Source organism: Caldibacillus debilis DSM 16016 (assembly GCF_000383875.1).
Classification (GTDB): Bacteria; Bacillota; Bacilli; order Bacillales; family Caldibacillaceae; genus Caldibacillus; species Caldibacillus debilis.
This window is the reverse complement of sequence record NZ_KB912879.1, coordinates 324,115-343,857: the sequence shown is the minus strand read 5'-3', so window position 1 is coordinate 343,857 and position 19,743 is coordinate 324,115. Positions and strand designations below refer to the sequence as shown.

The following is a 19,743-nucleotide window of genomic DNA, read 5'->3' as shown; positions in this document are numbered from 1 at the left end:
AATTATATATTTAGCAGATTGTAACGTTACAATCACTGTCCCGCACAAGGGATGATATCATCCTATGGGGTTGGAAAGGGAATGAAGTTCGGAAAACGGTGATTTTTGAAAGGCCTTTCATGAACCCGTTGATGTGACCCATTGCCAATTCTTCAGAGAATCGAGGGATGTTTTTGATGGTTAAGCGCTTTCAAGAAAACCCGCTGATAACTCCGGAACAAGTCAAACCTTTTCACCCGGATCATGAGGTGATCGGCGTTTTTAACGCGGGAGTGGCCAAATTTCAGGATGAGATCCTGTTGCTTATGCGGGTTGCCGAACGCCCGAAAAGCGGCGATCCGGATACGGTGAAAACCAGTTTTATCGATTTTTCCGGGGGAAAGGGGAAGCTGAAGACGGTCGCGCTGAACAAGAAGGACGAGCGCTACGATTTTTCCGATGCGCGGACCGTTCTTTGGAAAGGTACGGACACTGCGGCCTATTTGACGTCCCTTTCCTACATCCGCATCGCCCGGAGCCGAGACGGAAGAAATTTTACCATAGACGATCGGCCGTGCATCTATCCGGAAACGGAAAGGGAGGCGTGGGGGATTGAAGACCCCCGGGTCACCCAAATCGGCGATACTTACTACATCCAGTACACGTCCGTGTCGCCGGAAGGAATCGGCGTCGGATTGATCTCGACCAAAGATTTTCGACATTATCGGAGGCACGGGTTGATCTTTCACCCGGAAAACAAGGATGTCGCCATTTTTCCGGAAAAAATCAACGGGAAATATTATGCCTTGCACCGCCCGGTTCCGAAAGGAATCGGTTCGCCGGATATATGGCTGGCGGAATCGGAGGATTTGATCCATTGGGGAAATCATCGGCATTTGCTGGGAGTCAGCGGCGACGGCTGGGAAGGCGGCCGCATCGGGGCGGGAGCGGTCCCGATCCGGACGGATGAAGGCTGGCTGGAAATTTACCATGCGGCCGACAAAAACCAACGGTATTGTTTGGGCGCCTTGTTATTGGATTTGAACGATCCGGCGAAGATTTTGGCAAAAACGGAGGAGCCGATCTTCCAGCCGGAAGCCGATTACGAGAAAAATGGGTTTTTCGGTAATGTCGTCTTCACCTGCGGCGTGCTCCATGAGGCCGGGCGGATCACCGTCTATTACGGCGCCGCGGACGAATGCGTGGCCGGCGCGGAAATGCCTCTGTCCGAGATCATGGCCAAGCTGAAACCTTACCGGTAACCGGCCCGCATCCCTTTCCGGAAATCCGCTTCCCGCCTGGCGGGAAGCCCCTTTCCGGGAATTTGAATGCGTTTGCGGCAGCCGCCAAAGTTCTGGCCGGGCGCGGCTGAAAGCTTTGACGGCTGTAAAATAAAAAATTTAAAAGATAGGGGGAGAAAAGGAAATGAAAGCCTGTCGAAAATGGTTCGCCTTGATGCTTGCGCTCTTGCTTTTGCTTGCGGGATGCAGCGGAAAGGGGAGCAAGGAAACCGGTACTTCCAAAAAGAAAGGTGTCGTCGAGTTTGAGTTTTGGGCGGCTCCGAACCCGACCCAGGAAGCGTTTTGGAAAAAGATGGCCGATGCCTATATGAAAGAAAATAAAAACGTGAAGATCAAGGTCTCGCCGATGCCCGAAAGTCCGTCTTCCGAGGCGGGAATCCAAACGGCCATCGCTTCGGGTAGCGCCCCTGCCATCTCCGAAAACATCTCCCGGGGGTTCGCTGCCCAGCTGGCGGCCAGCAAAGCGATTGTGCCATTGGAAGAATTCGAGGGCTATGACGAATTAATCAGCGAAAGAAAGATGGAAAAAACGATTTCCACCTGGAAATTTGCCGACGGCCATCAATATGTTTTGCCGATCTATTCCAATGCCATGCTGTTCGGCTGGCGGCTCGACATTTTGAAGGAATTGGGCTACAATGAACCGCCGAAAACGTACAGCCAAGTCCTGGAAGTGGGCAAAAAATTGAAAGAAAAATATCCGAAGAAATTCTTATGGGCCCGTCCCGATTTGGTCCAGCCGACCTGGTGGGCCAGATGGTTTGACTTCTTCATGCTCTACAATGCGGCTTCCGGCGGCGGAAACTTCATGGAAGGCAACAACTTCGTCGCCGATAAGGATGCCGGCGTGAAAACCTTGCAATTTTTCAAGGATTTGCAGGAAAATGATCTCTTGCTGACAAAGGCCGCGAAGGATCCCTTTGAAACCGGAACGGCCATCATGGTGGATCTCGGTCCCTGGACCTTCCCCTATTGGGCGGAAAAATTCCCGAAGATGAAATACAATGAAACCTACGCCCTGTCATTGCCGCCGGTTCCGGACGATGCCGACCCGGCCAATGCGAAAACTTTTGCCGATACGAAAGGGCTTGTCATCTATGCCCAGGCTTCCAAAGAACAGCAGCAGGCCGCCTTCGATTTCGTGAAGTGGGTCTTTTCGAATCCCGAGAACGATTTGGCCTGGTTCAAAGACACCAACCTGCCGCCTGCCCGGGATGACCTGTCGACCAACGATGCCTTTGTTTCCTATCTGAATGAGAATCCGCAGCTGAAAATGTATGCGGAAAACATTCCGAACGCCATTCCTCCGATCGACAACGAAAAGATGGTGGAAATTCAGGAACAAATCGGAAAGGCCGCTTTGAATCCGGTCATCAAGAGCGGCAAGGACCCCGAAAAAGCATGGGACGACATGGTGAACGCCATCAACGGGGTGTTGAAATAAATGAATAAAAAAGCAGCGAGGCTGGGTTGGCTTTTCGCCAGCCCATACCTCATCTATACGCTGATCTTTTTTGTCATCCCGATGGTGTGGGCGGCCTTTTTGGCCTTTACCAACTGGAACATCATCTCCCCGGAATACGAATTCGTCGGCTTCCGCAATTTTATGGAGGCCCTGACGAGCGATACCGTGAAGGCCGCATTCTTCGTGACGTACAAGTTCATGCTGATGTTTGTGCCGATCGTCATCGCCGGCTCCCTCTTTTTGGCCTATCTCATCCATTCGCTGCCGCGGCTGAAAGGCCTGTTTTCCGTCGGCTATTTCTTGCCCTACCTGGCTTCGGGGGTTGCCGCCTCCGTCGTCATCAACGGGATTTTGTCCTACAACAGCCCATTTAACGAAAAGTTGCGGGAATTCGGGCTGGATGTCGACTGGCTCGGTTCCCCGGTATTGGCTCCCCTCGTGATCTCCCTTATGATGGCGTGGAAATTTGTCGGGTATTATGCCCTTTTGTTTTTATCCGGCCTGGAAAGCATCCCGAAGGAAATTTACGAATCCGCCGCCATCGACGGGGCCGTCGGCTGGAAAAGGTTTTGGTACATCACGATTCCGATGCTGTACCCTTCCTTTTACACGGTCACGATCCTGGCGGTGGGGCTGATGTTCGGCATCTTCACCGAACCCTATGTCTTGACGGGCGGCGGGCCGGACAACGCCACCCACACGTGGCAGCTGGAAATTTACAACCAGGCCTTTGAAAAATTGAACGCCGGATACGGTACCGCAATTGCCGTCATCAACTCCGTCGTGACCTTCCTGTCCATCTTCGTGTTCAAAAAGGTGCTGGAAAAGTGGGGTGAACGGCATGGCTGGGAGTAAAAAATTGAAAACCTTCCTGCTGTATGTTTTGGCTTTTGCGATCCTGATCATCATGGTTTTTCCGTATGTTTACATGGTGCTGGGATCCCTTGCGCCTTGGGATGAGGTGGACAAAAAGATCATCCCTTCCAGGCTGACTTTGCGGTCCTATGAATGGCTGTTCGGCGGAGGGGATACCGTTTTGCCCCGGCCGTGGCTGCGCGCCTTTTTCAACAGCATCATCGTCACCCTGTCGTCGACCTTTTTGATGATGGCTACGGCGGTGCTGGTCGGTTACTCCTTGACGAAGATAAAGTTTAAAGGAAGCGGTTTTATCAACAACGTCATCCTGTTCCAAATGTTTTATCCGGCGGTCATCCTGTTGATCCCGCTGTTTTTGATCATCCGCCATTTCGGGCTGTACGACACCTATTGGGCGATGATCCTGCCGAAGGCGGTCAGTTTATGGGCCATCTTCATGTACACGAACTATTTCCGGAGCATCCCCAATGAGGTGATCGAGGCGGCGAAGATCGACGGCGCCGGCACGTTCAGGATCATCATCAGCATCATTCTGCCCATGTCCAAGTCGATTACGACGATCATTTTCCTGTTTTTGTTCATGGAAAGATGGGTGGAATTGTTGTGGGACATGCTGGTCGTCAACGATGAAAATCTGAAGACGTTAAACGTGCTTCTGGCGCAGATGTTCGGGCCGTACGGCGCTTATCCGGGTCCGATGTACGCGGCATCGGTGCTCCTCACGCTGCCGATCTTGATCCTGTTCATCATCTTCAGCAGAAACTTCAAGAAGGGCATGGATTTTGTCTTGAAGTGAACCTTTTTGCCCACGGGTTCGGGTTCTGCCGAGGGCGCCGGCTTCCGTCGGAGGGAACAGTCCGCTTTTTTGGAAAGGGAGGAATGCGATTTGCTCATCCATGACAACTGGAAGATCCGCTGGTTTGACGAAGGGGAGGTGCCGGACCTTGCGGTCGCCGACCCCGATTACACCGACCATTTTTGGCTGCCGGCAAAAGTCCCCGGCGATGTCCATTCCACCTTGTTGGAAAACGGCCTCATCGATCACCCCTATTTCGGCCATAACGACCAGAAATGCCGGTGGGTGGAAAGGAAGGTATGGTGGTACCGGACGGAATTTGCCTTTGACGGGAAAGAACCGGCAAAGGATGAAAGGCTCGAACTGATTTTTGAAGGTTTGGACACCTTCGCCACCGTCTATTTGAACGGGAAGGAACTGGGGACCGCCGAAAATATGTTCATCCCCCACATCTTCGATGTGACGAGGGAAATCCGGAAGGGAAGAAACGTCTTGGCGGTCAAATTTTCTCCCGTGGCGGACCGGGTGAAGGGGAAGGAAAAAAACTATTGGTCCGGTTTTTCGAAGGACCGGATCTGGGTTCGCAAGGCCCAGTACCAATTCGGCTGGGACTGGTGCCCGCCGCTCGTTTCCGCCGGAATATGGCAAGCGGTGCGGCTGGAGAGAAGAAAACGGGCGAAGATTGAAAGCGTCTATGCCCGGACGTTAAAGGCCGACGCCCATTCGGCGGAAGTAAACGTCGAAATTCAGGTAAAAACATTCGTGAACGGGCTGCCGTTGGCCGCGGAAATCAGCCTGGAAAAAGGCGGGGAAGAAGTGACCGCAAGAACGTCCGCCATGGACGGAGACCGGATGGAGGCCACCCTTCAAATCCGAAATCCGAAACTCTGGTGGACCCACGATCTGGGCGAACCCCATCTTTACCGTTTGACCGTCCGTTTGATGGCGGACGGGGAAACCGTCGACCGGCGGGAAACGGAGATCGGGATCCGGACGATCGGGCTGAAAAGGGAAGACGAAAAGGGAAAACCGCGGTTTACCTTCGTTCTGAACGGGAAGGAACTGTTCGCCAAAGGCGCCAACTGGATACCGGTGGATCTCCTTTTGGGATCCGCGCCCGAATCCCGGTACAAGCATTTGATCCGGCTGGCGAAGGAAGCGAACATGAACATGCTCCGCGTCTGGGGCGGAGGCATTTACGAAAAGGAAGTCTTTTACCGGGAGTGCGACCGCCAGGGGATACTCGTTTGGCAGGATTTCATGTTCGCCTGCGCCCTGTATCCCGATTACAACCGGAATTTTATGGAAAACGTCCGGAAAGAAGTAGCCGCCGTGATCCGCCGGCTCCGAAACCACCCGTGCCTCGCCCTGTGGTGCGGGAACAACGAAAACGATTGGCTGTATGAGGTCGGCGTCTCCGCCGGGGAGATCCGGACCCCCTTTTACGGGGAAAAAATTTATCATGAGCTGATTCCGGAATTGTTGGCGCGGCTGGATCCTTCCCGCCCATACTGGCCCAGCTCCCCCTACGGAGGGAACGACCACAATTCCCAGGAGGAAGGCGACCGGCACAATTGGCAAGTTTGGCACGGAAACGTCGAGCCGCGGAAGTTCGGCGAGAATTTGGGGCAAAACTTGACCCCTGAAGGGGTTTCCTTCCGCAATTTCCGGAAGGACCGGACCCGTTTCTCCAGCGAATTCGGCATCCACGCCTCGGCCAACCGGCACACCTTGGAAAAATACCTCCCGCCCGGCAGCCTGCATTTGGGAAGCGGGGAGCTTTCCTACCGGAACAAGGACTTCCACCAGGAAAAGGGATTCCTGCTGATGGAAGGCTTCACGGGAATCCCGAAGGATTTCCGGGAATATTTCTATTTTTCCATGATGACCCAGGCGGAAGGGCTGAAATACGGGGTGGAGCATTACCGGCGCAACATGCCGGAAACGAGCGGGGCGCTGATCTGGCAGCTCAACGATTGCTGGCCGGGAACGAGCTGGTCGATGATCGATTATTGCCTGCTGCCGAAGGCTTCCTACTACTACAGCAAAAAATTTTTCGCCCCTTTCCACTACTCCGTGGAGCATGACCCGGGGGAAAATTTGAAAATCTGGGTGACGAATGACAGCCGGGAGAAAATCGAAGACACCCTCCTTTTGGAAGTCCATGATTTTTACGGCGGGCGGATCTTCGCGAAGACCTTTCCCGTGTCCGCGGAAGCCGGGCGGTCCGCCTTCATTGCCGAATTGGCGGAGGCGGAGATTTTGCGAGGATGCCCGGCGGAACGGGCCGTCATCCGTTTGAAATCCCTCGGACAAAGGGCGGAAGACAATTTCCACTATCTCCGGAACCATAAGGAGTTGGACTTGCCGAAGGCAAAATTGGACGTCCGGAAGGATCCGGAAAAAGGCGAAATCACGGTCCGCACCGACCGCTTCGCCCGCTTTGTCCATCTGGATGTCCCCGGGGAAGGCATCCTCTTTTCCGACAATTTCTTCGATCTGCTTCCGGGGGAAGAAAAACGGGTAAAAATCGCGTCTTTGGACGGGGGAGCGGTCGCTTTGGAATATTTGACCGTTTCCGCGGTAAACGGAACGGACGGGGAGGAAGGATGAAAAGCGCCGGACGCCTCCGGGAACGGCCGGCGGGGTGAACGCAAAAAGGACAATCCTTGTGGAAAAGGAGCTGGACCATGAGCTTGCCCTGGTGGAAAAAGGCGGTATTTTACGAAATTTATGTGCCGAGTTTTTGCGACGGCAATAACGACGGGATCGGGGATATCCAAGGGATCATTTCCAAACTCGATTATTTGCGGGAGCTGGGGATCGACGGCATATGGCTTACCCCTTTTTATCGGTCGCCGAAGGTTGACAACGGCTACGACATTTCCGATTATTTCGCCGTCGATCGGGATTACGGCACGATGGCGGATTTCGAACGGCTGATCGCGGAAGCCCATCGCCGGGGCATCCGAGTGATCGCCGACCTCGTGCTTAACCACACTTCCACGAGCCACCCTTGGTTCCAGGAAGCGAGATCCGCCAAAGACCATCCGAAAAGGGACTGGTATATATGGAAAGATCCGGCCGGCGGCGCGCCGCCGAACAATTGGGAATCCTTTTTCGGCGGATCCGCCTGGGAATATGATGAAAAGACGGGACAGTATTATTACCACGCCTTTTCAAAAAATCAGGCGGATCTCAATTGGACGAATCCGGAAGTAAAAAAAGCGATGTTTGCCGTCATCGATTTTTGGCAGGCGAAAGGGGTCGACGGTTTCCGGTTCGATGTGATCAATTTTTTGAAGACGAGCGGAAAATTTCCCGACAATCCTTATGATGAAAAGGGGGAGCAGATCCACCGCTTCGACAAGGATCAGGAAGGGATATTGGAGACGGTCCAGGAAATTTGCGCCGAATGCCGGCGCCGTCCGGAACCGTTTTTGGTCGGGGAAGTCGGCTCGGAGGATTTGCAAATTTTAAAAAGGTATTCCGGGAAGGGGCTTCTGGATGCGGTTTTCAATTTTAACTTGGGCAGCATGGAAAAGTTTTCGGTGAAGCGGATCTTTGCCGAATTGAAGAGGATGGAGGAAGCCTATACGGACGAACAGACTCCCACGTTGTTTTTCAGCAGCCACGATATGTCCAGGCATATCTCCCGTTTCGGGCGGCCTCCCCATGAGGTGGAGACGGCCAAATTGATCGCCACGCTGATGCTGACGGCAAGGGGGATTCCCTTCATCTATTACGGCGATGAGATCGGCATGCGGGATTTGTATTTGGATGATGTAAAGAAAATGAAAGATGTTCAGGGGATTGCCGCCTATGAAATGGCGATAGCGAGCGGGAAAACGGAAGGAGAAGCTTTAAAGATCGCCAACGAAAGGGGGAGGGACAAATCCCGTTCGCCGATGCAGTGGGACGGCTCCGAATTTGCGGGATTTTCCGTCGCGTCCCCGTGGCTTCCCCTTTCGGACCAATCGGTCCATGTGGAAGGACAACGGAAGGATCCCGATTCCCTGTTCAACCATTACCGGCGGCTCATCCGGCTGAGAAAGGCGTTTCCCGCTTTGCATGCCGGCCGTTACCGGGTTTTGCGGGAAAGGGACGGCGTCATTTTTTACATCCGCTCCCATCAGGAAGAAAAGATTTTGGTCGTGTTGAATTTTAACGGAAGGAGCGTCTCCTTTCCCGCCGGCGATTTCCTCTCGGAAGGATCCGAATGGCTGTTTCCCGGCGAAAGGCGCCGCATCCGACCGGATGAACCCCTGAAGCTCGCCCCCTTCGAAGGGGTGATCGTGAAAATCTGATTGATGATCTTGAAAGCCGCGGAAAAACGGAATCTTCCCCGGATCTTGTGAACATAAGATTTTTAAATATAATCTTTAATAAATGCTTTTCGGAAAAAGGAGGCTTCGGATGTTTACGAAAAACACCGGGGTGAACACATGCGCCCGCCTGCTGGAAAAATATCGCCTTTCCCCGAAACCTTTTCAGCCGGAAAAGATGGTCTTCAGCGGGGTCGGAAACCGGGATGTCTACAACATTACCGCCCCTTTTGAGGACGAAGGGGAATTGGTGATCGCCGGCCGGGTGGAAGCCCGGGATCAGGAACATTCGGAAGTGTATTTTTTCGTGAACCGGGGCGGGGAATGGGTGCCTCGGGAAGGCGCCCCCGTCTTTCAGCTGCAGGACCCCTTTTACACGAGGATCGGGAAGGAATTGGTTTTCGGCGGGGTGCAAATCTTTCCCCATCCGGAAAAGAAAGATTCCCTCAGCTGGCGGACGGTTTTTTATCGGGGAGAAAGAATCGCCGATTTGAAGGAATTTGCCAAGGGCCCCGACGGGATGAAGGATATCCGCCTCATCGGTCTGGAGGACGGCTCGGTAGGGGTCTTCACCCGTCCCCAGGGAGAACGGGGCGGAAGGGGTAAAATCGGTTTTACCCGCATCCCTTCCCTTCAGGATTTGACCGTTGAAGCCATCGAACAGGCGCCGATATTGGAGGGCCAGTTTTCCGATGAAGAGTGGGGCGGTGTCAACGAATTGCACCGGCTGGCCAACGGCTGGATCGGCGTCCTCGGCCATATCGCCTGTTTCGACGGGGAGGGCAACCGCCATTATTATCCGATGGTTTTCGTCTTCAATCCGGACACGCTGGAGTTTTCCGAGATGGAGATCATCGCGACGAGATCCGATTTTCTTGCCGGACCGGCGAAGCGGAGCGATCTCGTCGATGTGGTGTTCAGCGGCGGGCTCATCCGCAAACCCGACGGCACCGCCGAACTGTATGCGGGCACCAGCGATGCGGAAGCGCAAAAGATTACGATGGCCGACCCCTTCGGCAAATTTGAAAGGGAAAAGAGGTAAAAAACATGGATTTTCGGGCGAAGCAATAAAGGGTTTCCGGAACTTTTCCCCCGCGACGGGAAACGACGGGCTTCCGGGACTCTGCCGCTTCGCCCTTTTTTATGAAAGGGGAAAAGGCCCGCCGGCCCTTTCCCTTTTTCCGGTATCGGGAAGCAGGTCCCGAACGGCTTGCCTCTATCTGAAACATTCGGCCCGTTATTTGCAGCGAAAATGGATTTTTTTCGGTTCATGGGTTTCCCGGAAAAATTCCGCCATGAGAAATTCGAGAAGCAAAGCTTCCCCGATCAGGCGCATCCTGTCCAATTCGGAAAAATCCTTCACGGGCGCTTGGAACGCGGCCGCATCCGTGATTTTTTTCTTCCGCTTGCCGCCGTCCATCCTATGCTCCCCCTCCTTTTCGATTTCATTGGAAAATTTTGCTTTCATCATATAAGGGATACGAAAAATATGCAATAAATATCCGATGAAATAAAAATTTCCTTTCCTGCCGGCCGGTTTTTTCCGCATTCCCCCCTAAAAAAGAAGATTTTTCCCCGGATTTTTAACAAGTTTTATAGATTTTTTTATGACAGAAAGCGAACATTTGCGCGCAGATTAGAGAAAATTCGACGGAGTTCTGACGAACTTGGACATGTTTCGGGAAAAATAGACAGAATATTTACACTTGAACAATTATTACAAAATCATTATACTTCTTAAAAAATAAGTTTTTAACTTGTAAAAAAGACAAACATTTTTTGCGCCGAGGTGACGTTCATGGCTGAGTCGGTCTTATTAAAAGTGGAACAGTTAAAAACGTATTTTTTCCTGGACGGCCAAAAAGTGGCAAAGGCCGTGGACGGGATTTCCTTCTCGATCCGGCCGGGGGAGACGGTTGCCCTCGTCGGTGAATCCGGGTGCGGGAAGAGCATAACTTCCCTTTCCATCTTGAAGCTGGTGGATAAGCCCGGAAGAATTGTGGAAGGGAAAATTGAATTTCACGGGCGCGACCTCCTGCCCTTAACCAATAAACAGATGGCGGATATCCGGGGAAAAGAGATCGCGATGATCTTTCAGGAGCCGATGACGGCCTTGAATCCGGTGTACACCATCGGCGAGCAGATTGTGGAAACGATCGTCAAGCATAAAAAGATTCCGAGAAAGGCGGCTTACCGGAAGGCCGTGCAAATTTTAAAAATGTGCGGGTTTCCCCGGGCGGAGGATACGATGAAAGAGTATCCCCACCAGCTTTCGGGCGGGATGCGGCAAAGGGCGATGATCGCCATCGCCATATCCTGCGAACCGAAACTATTGATCGCCGATGAGCCGACGACCGCCCTGGATGTCACCATCCAGGCCCAAATTTTGAATTTGCTCGACGAAATGAAAGAAAAATTTCACATGTCCATTTTATTGATCACCCACGATTTGGGAATCGTGGCGGAGCACGCCGACCGGGTTTTGGTCATGTACGGCGGGCAAATTGTGGAGGATGCCGATGTGGACGAGCTCTTTGACGATCCGAAACATCCTTATACGAAAGGGCTGATTGAAAGCCTGCCGAGCCTGGATAAGGATGTGGAACGGCTGGGATCGATCAAAGGGACCGTCCCTCCCGCATACAACTACCCTTCGGGCTGCCGTTTTGCCGACCGCTGCCCCTTCGTGATGGAAAAATGCAGACAGTCGGCCCCCGGGTTCCAGGAAACCGGAAACGGCCATCTGGTCCGTTGCTATCTCTACGGATAAGGAGGACATGATGTGGCGCAGGCAGTGGAAGAAAAGAAGATACATACCGGACAGGAGACATGGATACTTCAGGCGGAACATATCAAGAAATATTTTCCGATCAAAGGCGGAATTTTCAAGCGGGCGGTCGGCCATGTGAAGGCGGTGGATGACGTTTCGTTCACCGTGAAGGAAGGGGAGACCCTCGGCATCGTCGGCGAATCGGGATCGGGAAAATCCACATTGGGGCGGGTGCTGCTGCGCCTCCTCGAACCGACGGAAGGAACGATCAAATTCCAAGGATTGGACATTTCCCATTGGAGCGACCGCAAGCTCAGGCCGATCCGCAAGGATATGCAGATGGTGTTCCAAGATCCTTACGGTTCGCTGAATTCCCGCATGAGCGTGAAGGAACTGATTGAAGAGCCGCTGATCGTGCAAACCGGTTTATCGAAAAGGGAAAGGGAAGATCGGGTCGTCGAAATGCTGGAAAAAGTCGGGTTGAATCCGGAGGACCGTTTGAAATACCCCCATGAATTTTCCGGCGGCCAAAGGCAAAGGATCGGCATCGCCCGGGCCCTTGTCTTGAACCCGAAGCTTGTCATTTGCGATGAGCCCGTTTCCGCCCTGGATGTGTCGATCCAGGCCCAGGTGTTGAATTTGATGGCGGATCTCCAAGAGGAATTCCATTTAACCTACCTGTTTATCGCCCACGACTTAAGCGTCGTCAAGCATATCAGCGACCGGATCGCGGTCATGTATTTGGGAAGGCTTGTGGAAATCGCGCCGAAAAAGGAACTGTATGAAAACCCGCTGCATCCGTATACCCGGGCCTTGCTTTCCTCCGTCCCATCCATCCATTCCCGGAAGCGGCGGGAGAAGATCATCTTGCAGGGCGATTTGCCCAGTCCCGCCAACCCGCCGAGCGGCTGCGCCTTCCGGACCCGCTGTCCCTTTGCCCATGACCGATGCGCTTCCGAGCGGCCGGAACTGCTTCCGAAGGCCGATGATCATTATGTGGCTTGTCATCTTTATGATGAGAAATAAATACATGAGGAGGGAAAGGGGGGATATCCGTTCTCCGGGACAGTTTGACGAAGGGCTTTGGCGGTACGGACAAATTCAAAAAGGGGTGGATCAAAACTCGAATGAAAAAACGATGGTTGTTGTTGGTTGTGGTTTTCGCGCTAAGCATCCTGGCGGCATGCGGGGGAGATGAAGAATCTTCCTCCGAAAACAAAAACACCGAGCCGCAAAAGGGCGGCACGCTGACCGGCGCCATGGATACCGCGCCGACCGGGCAATTTAATCCGATCTTTTACCAGGAGGCCTATGAAGCGAACATTCTCGATTTTACCCATGAGGGGCTTGTTTCGCAAAATAACAAGCTGGAATTCATCCCCAACCTGGCGAAAGATTGGGAGTTCAATGCGGATCATACGGAGCTGACTTTCCATCTGCAGGAAAATGTAAAGTGGCATGACGGCGAACCGTTTACCGCCGACGATGTCGTGTTTACCTATAAGATGATTTCCAGCCCCGGGTATGTGGAAGCCGGCGGCGTGAGGACGGATTACGTGGAAAGACTGCTCGGCTACGAGGAGTTCAGCACCGGCAAAACGAAAGAATTCAAAGGCGTGGAAAAAATCGACGACCACACCGTGAAATTCCGCTTCTCCGAACCGAACGTCATCGCGTTGTCGGACGCCAGCTTCCCGATCATCCCGGAACATGTGTTTAAAGATATCCCGATCGATAAGATGCCTTCGGCCCCCGAATCCAAGGAACCCGGAAAGGTCATCGGCACCGGGCCGTTCAAATTCACCGAAATGGTGGAAGGCGAACAATATGTATTGGAGAAGAATCCGGATTACTGGCAAGGGGAGCCGTACCTGGACAAAATTGTCTGGAAGGTCATGGATCAGTCGGTCATCCTCGGCGCTTTGAAGAACAAGGAAATTGATTTTGTCGCCGATCCGAACGGGGTGCCCGCCGCCGATTTCCAATTGGTCTCCGAAATGAAGCATGTGAAAGTCATCGAGCAGCAGGATTTCGGTTACCAAATCATGGGATTCATTCACAACTACCGGAAACCGGGGGATAAATCCATCAATCCGGATAATTGGATTCCGAACGAAAAATTGAAGGATCAAAAGGTCCGCCAAGCCATCGCCTATGCGGTGAACCGTCAGGGATTGATCGACGGCCTGCTCCACGGCAAAGGCTCGGTGATCAACTCGCCGATCGCTCCCCAATTCTTTGCCTATGACGGGGAAAAACCGAACCAATATCCCTATGATCCGGAAAAGGCAAAACAACTGTTGGACGAAGCCGGATATAAGGATGTGGACGGCGACGGATTCAGGGAAGATCCGAACGGAAACAAATGGGTGCTTTCCCTCCATTATCCGTCGGGAAACCAAATTCGTGAAAGATCCGCGCCGATTATCGAAAAGGATCTGGAGAAAGTCGGCATCAACATCGATTTGAAACAGCCGATGGAAATGTCCGCCTATGTCGATGCGTTAACGAACGCGGACGAAGATTGGGACCTTTATCTGCTGGGCTGGAGCCTGTCAAGCACGGATCCCGATCCGACCGGTCTCTGGTCGGCGAGGGCGGCGTATAACTTCGGCCGCTGGAACAATCCGGAAGCCGATCAGCTGTTGAAGGATGCCTTGAAACCGCCGGAAGCTTTTGAACAGGACTACCGGAAGCAAATCTACAGCGATTGGCAAGTGAAGTTCCAGGAAGATCTGCCGGCATTGCTGCTCTACGCCCAAAACAAAATTTACGCTTTCAATAAGCGGCTCCATAATGTCGATCCGCTGCCCTACGTATTCATCAACGATCCCCATAAATGGTGGGTGGATCAATAGGAATAGGGGGCGAAAAGAAGAGCGTGCGGTTTTTGCGCCGCATGCTCTTTCCCTTAAAGATCGCTTATTGCGGGAGGGTGCCGCCGATGAAAGCATTGAACCGCCGTGCTTCGGGAAGGCACGGATGAAAAAGCATTTCCCTGATCGGGGGCAAATTTTTTCATCCGCAGCCCGCCGGTTCGGCTGTCCTTTTACATACGTTTATTTGCCATTTGCGGAACATTGCAGGCAGACGGGGGTGGAATGATGTACAAATATATTATCCGCAGGCTCCTTGTTTTTATCCCGATGCTTTTCATATTGACGGTGATCGTGTTCGCATTGGTCCGGGCGGCTCCGGGGGATCCCTTTACGGCCCGTCTGATGGATCCGAAAATCGATCCGGAAGTTTACGAAAAACAGCGGGAAGCCCTCGGTTTGAACGATCCGGTCCCGGTCCAATATTGGCGCTGGCTGTCCCAAGTTTTGCAGGGGGATTTCGGCGAATCGATCGTCTACAAAGGAAGGGAAGTCACCGATTTAATCGCCAGCCGCATCACCAACACCATCCAGTTGGGCGTGTTTTCCTTGTTTATTACCATTATCATCTCCATACCGATCGGGATGTACTCGGCGAGAAAGCCTTATTCGCTTCTCGATTACGGGGCGACGGCCTTCAGCTTTTTCGGTCTGGCCATTCCCAACTTCTTTTTCGGGCTGATCGCCATTTACATTTTTTCCATCGCCCTCGGCTGGTTTCCTTCCCAAGGCTCCGTCAGCGAGCCGGGCCTGTCCGGTTTCGAACTGTTCTTTGACCGGTTGCACCATCTCGTTCTGCCGGGAATCACCTTGGGGCTGTCGGGGACCGCAGCCTATATGAGATATATGCGGTCGGAGGTTCTGGACGTGTTGACCAGCGATTATATACGGACGGCCAGGGCGAAGGGGATGTCGGAACGCACGGTTTTGTACAAACATACGTTAAGGAATGCGTTGATTCCGATTATCACCCTGCTCGGTTTTGAACTGGGCACGATCCTCAGCGGAGCGGTAATAACGGAGGGCGTTTTCCAATATCCCGGTCTGGGGATGCTGTTTTTGCAGGCGATCGGAAACCGCGACTATCCGACGATCATGGCCATCAATTTGTTGCTGGGTTTTTTTATCCTGCTGGGGAATTTGCTGGCCGACATCTTCTATGCCATTGTCGACCCGCGAATCCGATATGAGTGAGGTGTGCGGCAAATGACGATGAGTCCCGAACCGGTACGGCCGGAGATGACATTAAAGGAAAAAGGAAAGATCAAAAAAGGGACGAGCCCTTGGCAAATGGCCATGCGCCGGTTCATGAAAAACAAGCTGGCCGTCCTATCGGTTTTTATTTTGCTGTTCATCGTATTGGCCGTCCTTTGCGCGCCCCTTTTGACCGATCAGGATCCTACGGAGCCGAATATGGCGATGGTCGAACATCCGCCTTCCAAAGACCATCCCCTCGGAACGGACAGTTCCGGCAGGGATAACCTGTCCCGGCTGTTGTACGGGGGAAGGGTGTCTTTGACCGTCGGTTTCAGCGCCATGTTTTTCACCCTCCTGATCGGTGTGACCCTGGGGGCCGTCGCGGGCTATTACGGGGGGATTGTGGAAAATATCATCCTGCGCCTCGCGGACTTGGTTTTGATGCTGCCCTTTTTGGTCTTGGTGCTGACCGTCGTCGCCCTCCTGGAGAAAGTGACGATCGGCATCTTCGTTTCCATTATCGCCCTCACGTCCTGGCCGAGTCTGGCCCGGATCGTCCGCGGCACGTTTTTGTCCCTGAGGGAGCAGGAATTCGTATTGGGCGCAAAGGCGATCGGTGCGGGGAGTTTCCGCATCATTTTTAAACATTTGATTCCGAACGCGATCGGCCCGATCATCGTGAATGCGACGCTGATGGTGGCGACTTACATCATTGTCGAATCCGGCTTGAGTTTCATCGGATTCGGGATCCCGCAGCCGACGCCGACCTGGGGAAATATGATCCAGGAGGCGAGAAGTTACCGGATCCTGGCGTTTCATCCCGAGGCCTGGATTCCGCCCGGGCTGGCGATCTTCCTCACCGTGCTGAGCATCAATTTCATCGGCGACGGCCTGCGCGACGCCTTCGATCCGAAAAGCAGCAAAAGGATGTGAGTCCTGCCTCGTGCGAGGGCGGAAAGGGGAACCTTCGTTCCCCTCTTCAAGCGCCATGCGAAGCCGGATGCAAATACATTACCCGGTGCGGCAAAAAGGGAAGGGTTGCTCTTTCAAGCGCCATGCGAGGCAGGATGTGATGCTTGGAAGGAGCGGGGGAGACAACCGCCGGAACGGCGGTTTGGGGACCGCCTTTCTTGCCATGGGAAGGAGAAAATGGCAGACGGATTACCTGCCGGGGCAAGGAAGTCGATTTTGACCAACTGATCCGGAAGGTGCGAATATGGCAGTCGGAATACCTGCCGGGACACCCGGCGGGTTTTTTATCGGCGAAAAAAGATGTCCGGGACTTCAACCCGCCGCTTTCCGCCAAGGCATCTGCGGGTCCATGCCGGACATAGAGGCGTTGCGCCATCGTCGCCAAGATTTCTTGGGCTTGGGCAACTTCGTCCATGCCGGGCATGGAAGTGTTGCGCCCCGGCATTTTTCGGTGCGGCCCTAGTCGGCCTTTTCCGGTATCGGAAATGACTAAATCGCGCATTCCTTCCCGGCATCGGTGGTTGCAAATAAGCGGATCTTTACCGGAACCGGTGATTGCGGTCAGCCCCGGTGTGCGGACAAGCCCGGGGCTTTTTCCCGGACCGGTCATTGCCGGAAAGCGCAAGGTTTTCCCGGAACGGCGTTTGGCGGAAAAAACAGCGGGGCCGCCCCCTGAAACGGCTTACAAAACTTTTTTGGGTTCATTTTGCGAATTTTATGATAAGATGTAGTTGATGTGAAGATCGGAAGGAAGGTTCATCATGGCAAATCCTTTGCGGGAAACTTCCGTGCCGTTGAATACGGTTTACGGTATATTGTTTGCGATAAGTGCCGGACACTTGATCAATGATACCGCCCAGTCGGTCGTCCCGGCACTTTTTCCGATTTTGCAAGATACGTTGCATCTTTCCTATTTTCAAATCGGTTTGATGACTTTTATGCTGAACATGACTTCGTCGGTCATGCAGCCGGTATTCGGATACATCGCCGACAAACGGCCGGCCCCGTTTTTCCTGCCGACCGGAATGCTCATGAGCACGGCCGGATTGGCGGGGCTTGCCCTGGCGCAAAATTATGCCCTTCTTTTATTGGCGGTCTTATTGATCGGCCTGGGTTCGGCCCTGTTCCATCCGGAAGGTTCCCGGGTCGCCTATATGGCCGCGGGAAGCAGGCGCGGCCTGTCCCAATCCATTTACCAGGTCGGGGGAAACTTGGGACAGGCCCTGTTCCCGTTGTTTACCTATTATCTGTTCGTTCCCTTCGGACAAAGGGCCGCCCTTTTGTTTACCCTGCTTACCTGCCTCGGGATGGCCGTTCTTTTCCATGTCTCCAAATGGTATCAATTGCGGCTGCGGCAGATGCCGCCGGCCAAAAAGACCGGGGAAAAGGGGAAAACGAAAAACTTCCGATTGGAGAAAAAAGTGAAGGCCGCCCTCATCCTGCTCGTCTTGTTTGTCTTCGCCCGTTCCTGGTATCATGCGGGGATATCGAACTTTTACCAATTTTATTTGATCCACGATTACGGGTTGACGGTGAAGGAAGCCCAGGTCTATCTGCTCGTGTTCATGATTTCCGGGGTGCTCGGGACATTCTTCGGCGGCCCGTTGGCGGACCGGTTCGGGCGCAAAAATATCCTTGCCTTTTCCATGCTGGGGGCCGCACCTTTCGCCGTGCTGCTGCCCTATCTGCCCCTTTCCCTCGTCATTCCGTTTTTCGCCGCGACCGGTTTTATTATCATGTCCAGTTTCAGCGTCGCCGTCGTTTACGCCCAGGAATTGATCCCGAATCAAGTCGGCGTGGCTTCGGGGCTGATCGTCGGCTTGGCCTTCGGCATGGGGGCGATCGGTTCGGTGCTTTTGGGAAGTTTGGCGGATTTTACGAGCATCCGCACCGTCATGATCCTCTGCAGTTTTTTGCCGGCCGTCGGCACGCTGGCCCTTGCCTTGCCCGACGACGAGGCGGTCAAACAGTTTTACGCGCAGGAAAAATAAGGGGGGAATGTTTCGGGATCCCGTTCGGCCGGAAGATCCCCCGCCGTTTTTCGGATAGGGTGCGCCGCTTGCGGCCGATTCCCCTTTGGCAAGGCAGGGGCGGCCGTCCCCGGTGGCAAGACCCGCCTTCTCCGCGGGGGAGGAGGGAAGGGAAGGATCTTTCCATGATGTTCGAAGCTGCGGAAAAAAGGTGGAAGGACATCCGGCTGGGCTCGGGATGGAAACGGGAGGACCTTCGGACAAAATTCCCTCACTGGTTTGTAAAAAAATGAGCATAGCAACTGCTGAATTTTTCTCCGTTCCGCCCGCGCCGGTGAAGGCATTTAAACGTGTGGATAGAGTAACCGCCGGATTTTTCCGCCGGTCTCAAAACAACGTCAATAATTGGCGGAAATCGGTAATCACCGCATCGGCATGGTCCAGCTCCCCGTCCGATTTGAAATCGGCATAGTCGCAGCCGATGACGACCAGGCCGTTGGCTTTTCCGGCTTCCACGTCCGAGGAGCGGTCCCCGATCATCCACGCATTCTTCAAACGGTTTTCTTCCATGATCATTTCCACCAGGCGGACCTTGGACGGGGTTTTGTATTCTCCGGCGCTGTACACTTTTTGAAAATACGGGGCGATGCCGCAGGAACGCACGACTTCCTTCACGTATTCTTCCAGCCCGTTGCTTGCGACGAACAGCCGGATGCCTTGCTGATGCAAAGCCTTCAATGTTTCGGCAACGCCGCCGTAAAGTTCGCCCTTTCCTTGAAGAAGCCCTTCCAATTCGTATTCATGCAATTTTTCCGAGGCGATTTGTCGCACGGCCTCCGTTTCGCCGGGCAAGACTTCCGCCCAAATTTCATCCAGCAATTTTCCGAGGGTGCCGTAAAATTTTTCAATCGGCGGGACTTGCTTGCGATACAGGCCGTTTTCTTGTAAATAGGCGAAGGTTTTGTAATAGGCCCGTTCGAGAACCGATTCCGTCTTAAAAAGCGTTCCGTCGATGTCGAAGATCATGGCATCGGGTTTTGAAAAGCGAATCTCCATTGGCTGATCCCTTTCTAATGTTTTGTTTTGCTCTTGTATTCTATTATCCGTGGAAGCGGGGGAATAAATCAAGCCGTTCCGCTGCTTGGTCGGGGAGCGGGGACAGGATTGGGACGCAGAGCCCGGCAGGAAAACCGGCAACCGGTGCGGGGGATCCGCC

Annotated in this window: 15 protein-coding genes; 13 read left to right on the top strand and 2 right to left on the bottom strand. The window is 53.4% G+C overall.

All coding sequences use genetic code 11. The features are described 5' to 3' along the window. The first annotated feature begins 176 nt into the window (after window positions 1-176). From A3EQ_RS0102325 to A3EQ_RS0102295, 7 genes are all read left to right on the top strand, one after another. Window positions 177-1,241, top strand: a complete 1,065-nt coding sequence (locus A3EQ_RS0102325) for a BtaManbiosPhlase (RefSeq protein WP_020153573.1) — start codon at window positions 177-179, stop codon at window positions 1,239-1,241. Between the two features lie 163 nt (window positions 1,242-1,404). Next, window positions 1,405-2,724, top strand: coding sequence for an extracellular solute-binding protein (locus A3EQ_RS0102320; protein WP_020153572.1), 1,320 nt, complete (start codon window positions 1,405-1,407; stop codon window positions 2,722-2,724). Then, complete coding sequence (locus tag A3EQ_RS0102315; protein ID WP_020153571.1) at window positions 2,725-3,600, top strand: carbohydrate ABC transporter permease; 876 nt, start codon at window positions 2,725-2,727, stop codon at window positions 3,598-3,600. It abuts the gene before it with no gap. Continuing rightward, window positions 3,587-4,417 (top strand): carbohydrate ABC transporter permease, encoded by an 831-nt coding sequence (locus tag A3EQ_RS0102310; RefSeq protein WP_026499680.1) that lies wholly within the window; start codon window positions 3,587-3,589, stop codon window positions 4,415-4,417. Before A3EQ_RS0102315 ends, A3EQ_RS0102310 begins: the two co-directional genes overlap by 14 nt. A gap of 90 nt (window positions 4,418-4,507) precedes the next feature. After that, on the top strand, window positions 4,508-7,030 hold the full coding sequence (locus tag A3EQ_RS0102305) for a beta-mannosidase (protein WP_026499679.1): 2,523 nt from the start codon (window positions 4,508-4,510) through the stop codon (window positions 7,028-7,030). A gap of 77 nt (window positions 7,031-7,107) precedes the next feature. Continuing rightward, window positions 7,108-8,724: a glycoside hydrolase family 13 protein gene (locus tag A3EQ_RS0102300; RefSeq protein WP_020153568.1), complete on the top strand. Its 1,617-nt coding sequence runs from the start codon at window positions 7,108-7,110 to the stop codon at window positions 8,722-8,724. A gap of 109 nt (window positions 8,725-8,833) precedes the next feature. Then, the gene (locus tag A3EQ_RS0102295; RefSeq protein ID WP_020153567.1) at window positions 8,834-9,784 is read left to right on the top strand and encodes an MTP-1 family protein; all 951 of its coding nucleotides are present in this window, start codon (window positions 8,834-8,836) and stop codon (window positions 9,782-9,784) included. A 195-nt stretch (window positions 9,785-9,979) separates the two neighbouring features. On the opposite strand, the gene A3EQ_RS22385 is transcribed toward A3EQ_RS0102295, so the two are convergent. Then, window positions 9,980-10,162, bottom strand: a complete 183-nt coding sequence (locus A3EQ_RS22385; protein WP_154652795.1) for a hypothetical protein — start codon at window positions 10,160-10,162, stop codon at window positions 9,980-9,982. A gap of 378 nt (window positions 10,163-10,540) precedes the next feature. Between A3EQ_RS22385 and A3EQ_RS0102285 the strand changes: the two genes are divergently transcribed. From A3EQ_RS0102285 to A3EQ_RS0102245, 6 genes are all read left to right on the top strand, one after another. After that, window positions 10,541-11,512: an ABC transporter ATP-binding protein gene (locus tag A3EQ_RS0102285; RefSeq protein ID WP_020153565.1), complete on the top strand. Its 972-nt coding sequence runs from the start codon at window positions 10,541-10,543 to the stop codon at window positions 11,510-11,512. A gap of 12 nt (window positions 11,513-11,524) precedes the next feature. Further along, window positions 11,525-12,538 carry an ABC transporter ATP-binding protein gene (locus A3EQ_RS0102280; protein ID WP_020153564.1) on the top strand — a complete coding sequence of 338 codons (1,014 nt, stop codon included), beginning with the start codon at window positions 11,525-11,527 and terminating at the stop codon, window positions 12,536-12,538. Between the two features lie 101 nt (window positions 12,539-12,639). Then, window positions 12,640-14,370, top strand: coding sequence for a peptide-binding protein (locus A3EQ_RS0102275; RefSeq protein WP_026499677.1), 1,731 nt, complete (start codon window positions 12,640-12,642; stop codon window positions 14,368-14,370). Window positions 14,371-14,616: 246 nt separating this feature from the next. Continuing rightward, a complete protein-coding gene (locus A3EQ_RS0102265) occupies window positions 14,617-15,582 on the top strand; it encodes an ABC transporter permease (protein ID WP_020153561.1) in 966 nt (321 codons plus the stop codon). 12 nt (window positions 15,583-15,594) lie between these two features. Continuing rightward, complete coding sequence (opp4C, locus tag A3EQ_RS0102260) at window positions 15,595-16,518, top strand: oligopeptide ABC transporter permease (protein ID WP_020153560.1); 924 nt, start codon at window positions 15,595-15,597, stop codon at window positions 16,516-16,518. 800 nt (window positions 16,519-17,318) lie between these two features. Then, on the top strand, window positions 17,319-18,548 hold the full coding sequence (locus A3EQ_RS0102245) for an MFS transporter (RefSeq protein ID WP_020153557.1): 1,230 nt from the start codon (window positions 17,319-17,321) through the stop codon (window positions 18,546-18,548). A 366-nt stretch (window positions 18,549-18,914) separates the two neighbouring features. Here A3EQ_RS0102245 and A3EQ_RS0102235 read toward each other — a convergent pair whose 3' ends face one another. Further along, window positions 18,915-19,583, bottom strand: a complete 669-nt coding sequence (locus A3EQ_RS0102235; RefSeq protein ID WP_020153555.1) for an HAD family hydrolase — start codon at window positions 19,581-19,583, stop codon at window positions 18,915-18,917. Window positions 19,584-19,743 lie beyond the last annotated feature (160 nt).

Bases quoted from the DNA above. Each gene is read 5' to 3' on its own strand.
- A3EQ_RS22385 (WP_154652795.1), bottom strand. From the start codon at position 10,162: ATGGACGGCGGCAAGCGGAAGAAAAAAATCACGGATGCGGCCGCGTTC.
- A3EQ_RS0102295 (WP_020153567.1), top strand. From the start codon at position 8,834: ATGTTTACGAAAAACACCGGGGTGAACACATGCGCCCGCCTGCTGGAA.
- A3EQ_RS0102325 (WP_020153573.1), top strand. From the start codon at position 177: ATGGTTAAGCGCTTTCAAGAAAACCCGCTGATAACTCCGGAACAAGTC.
- opp4C (WP_020153560.1), top strand. From the start codon at position 15,595: ATGACGATGAGTCCCGAACCGGTACGGCCGGAGATGACATTAAAGGAA.
- A3EQ_RS0102235 (WP_020153555.1), bottom strand. From the start codon at position 19,583: ATGGAGATTCGCTTTTCAAAACCCGATGCCATGATCTTCGACATCGAC.
- A3EQ_RS0102285 (WP_020153565.1), top strand. From the start codon at position 10,541: ATGGCTGAGTCGGTCTTATTAAAAGTGGAACAGTTAAAAACGTATTTT.
- A3EQ_RS0102315 (WP_020153571.1), top strand. From the start codon at position 2,725: ATGAATAAAAAAGCAGCGAGGCTGGGTTGGCTTTTCGCCAGCCCATAC.
- A3EQ_RS0102310 (WP_026499680.1), top strand. From the start codon at position 3,587: ATGGCTGGGAGTAAAAAATTGAAAACCTTCCTGCTGTATGTTTTGGCT.
- A3EQ_RS0102245 (WP_020153557.1), top strand. From the start codon at position 17,319: ATGGCAAATCCTTTGCGGGAAACTTCCGTGCCGTTGAATACGGTTTAC.
- A3EQ_RS0102265 (WP_020153561.1), top strand. From the start codon at position 14,617: ATGTACAAATATATTATCCGCAGGCTCCTTGTTTTTATCCCGATGCTT.
- A3EQ_RS0102300 (WP_020153568.1), top strand. From the start codon at position 7,108: ATGAGCTTGCCCTGGTGGAAAAAGGCGGTATTTTACGAAATTTATGTG.
- A3EQ_RS0102320 (WP_020153572.1), top strand. From the start codon at position 1,405: ATGAAAGCCTGTCGAAAATGGTTCGCCTTGATGCTTGCGCTCTTGCTT.
- A3EQ_RS0102275 (WP_026499677.1), top strand. From the start codon at position 12,640: ATGAAAAAACGATGGTTGTTGTTGGTTGTGGTTTTCGCGCTAAGCATC.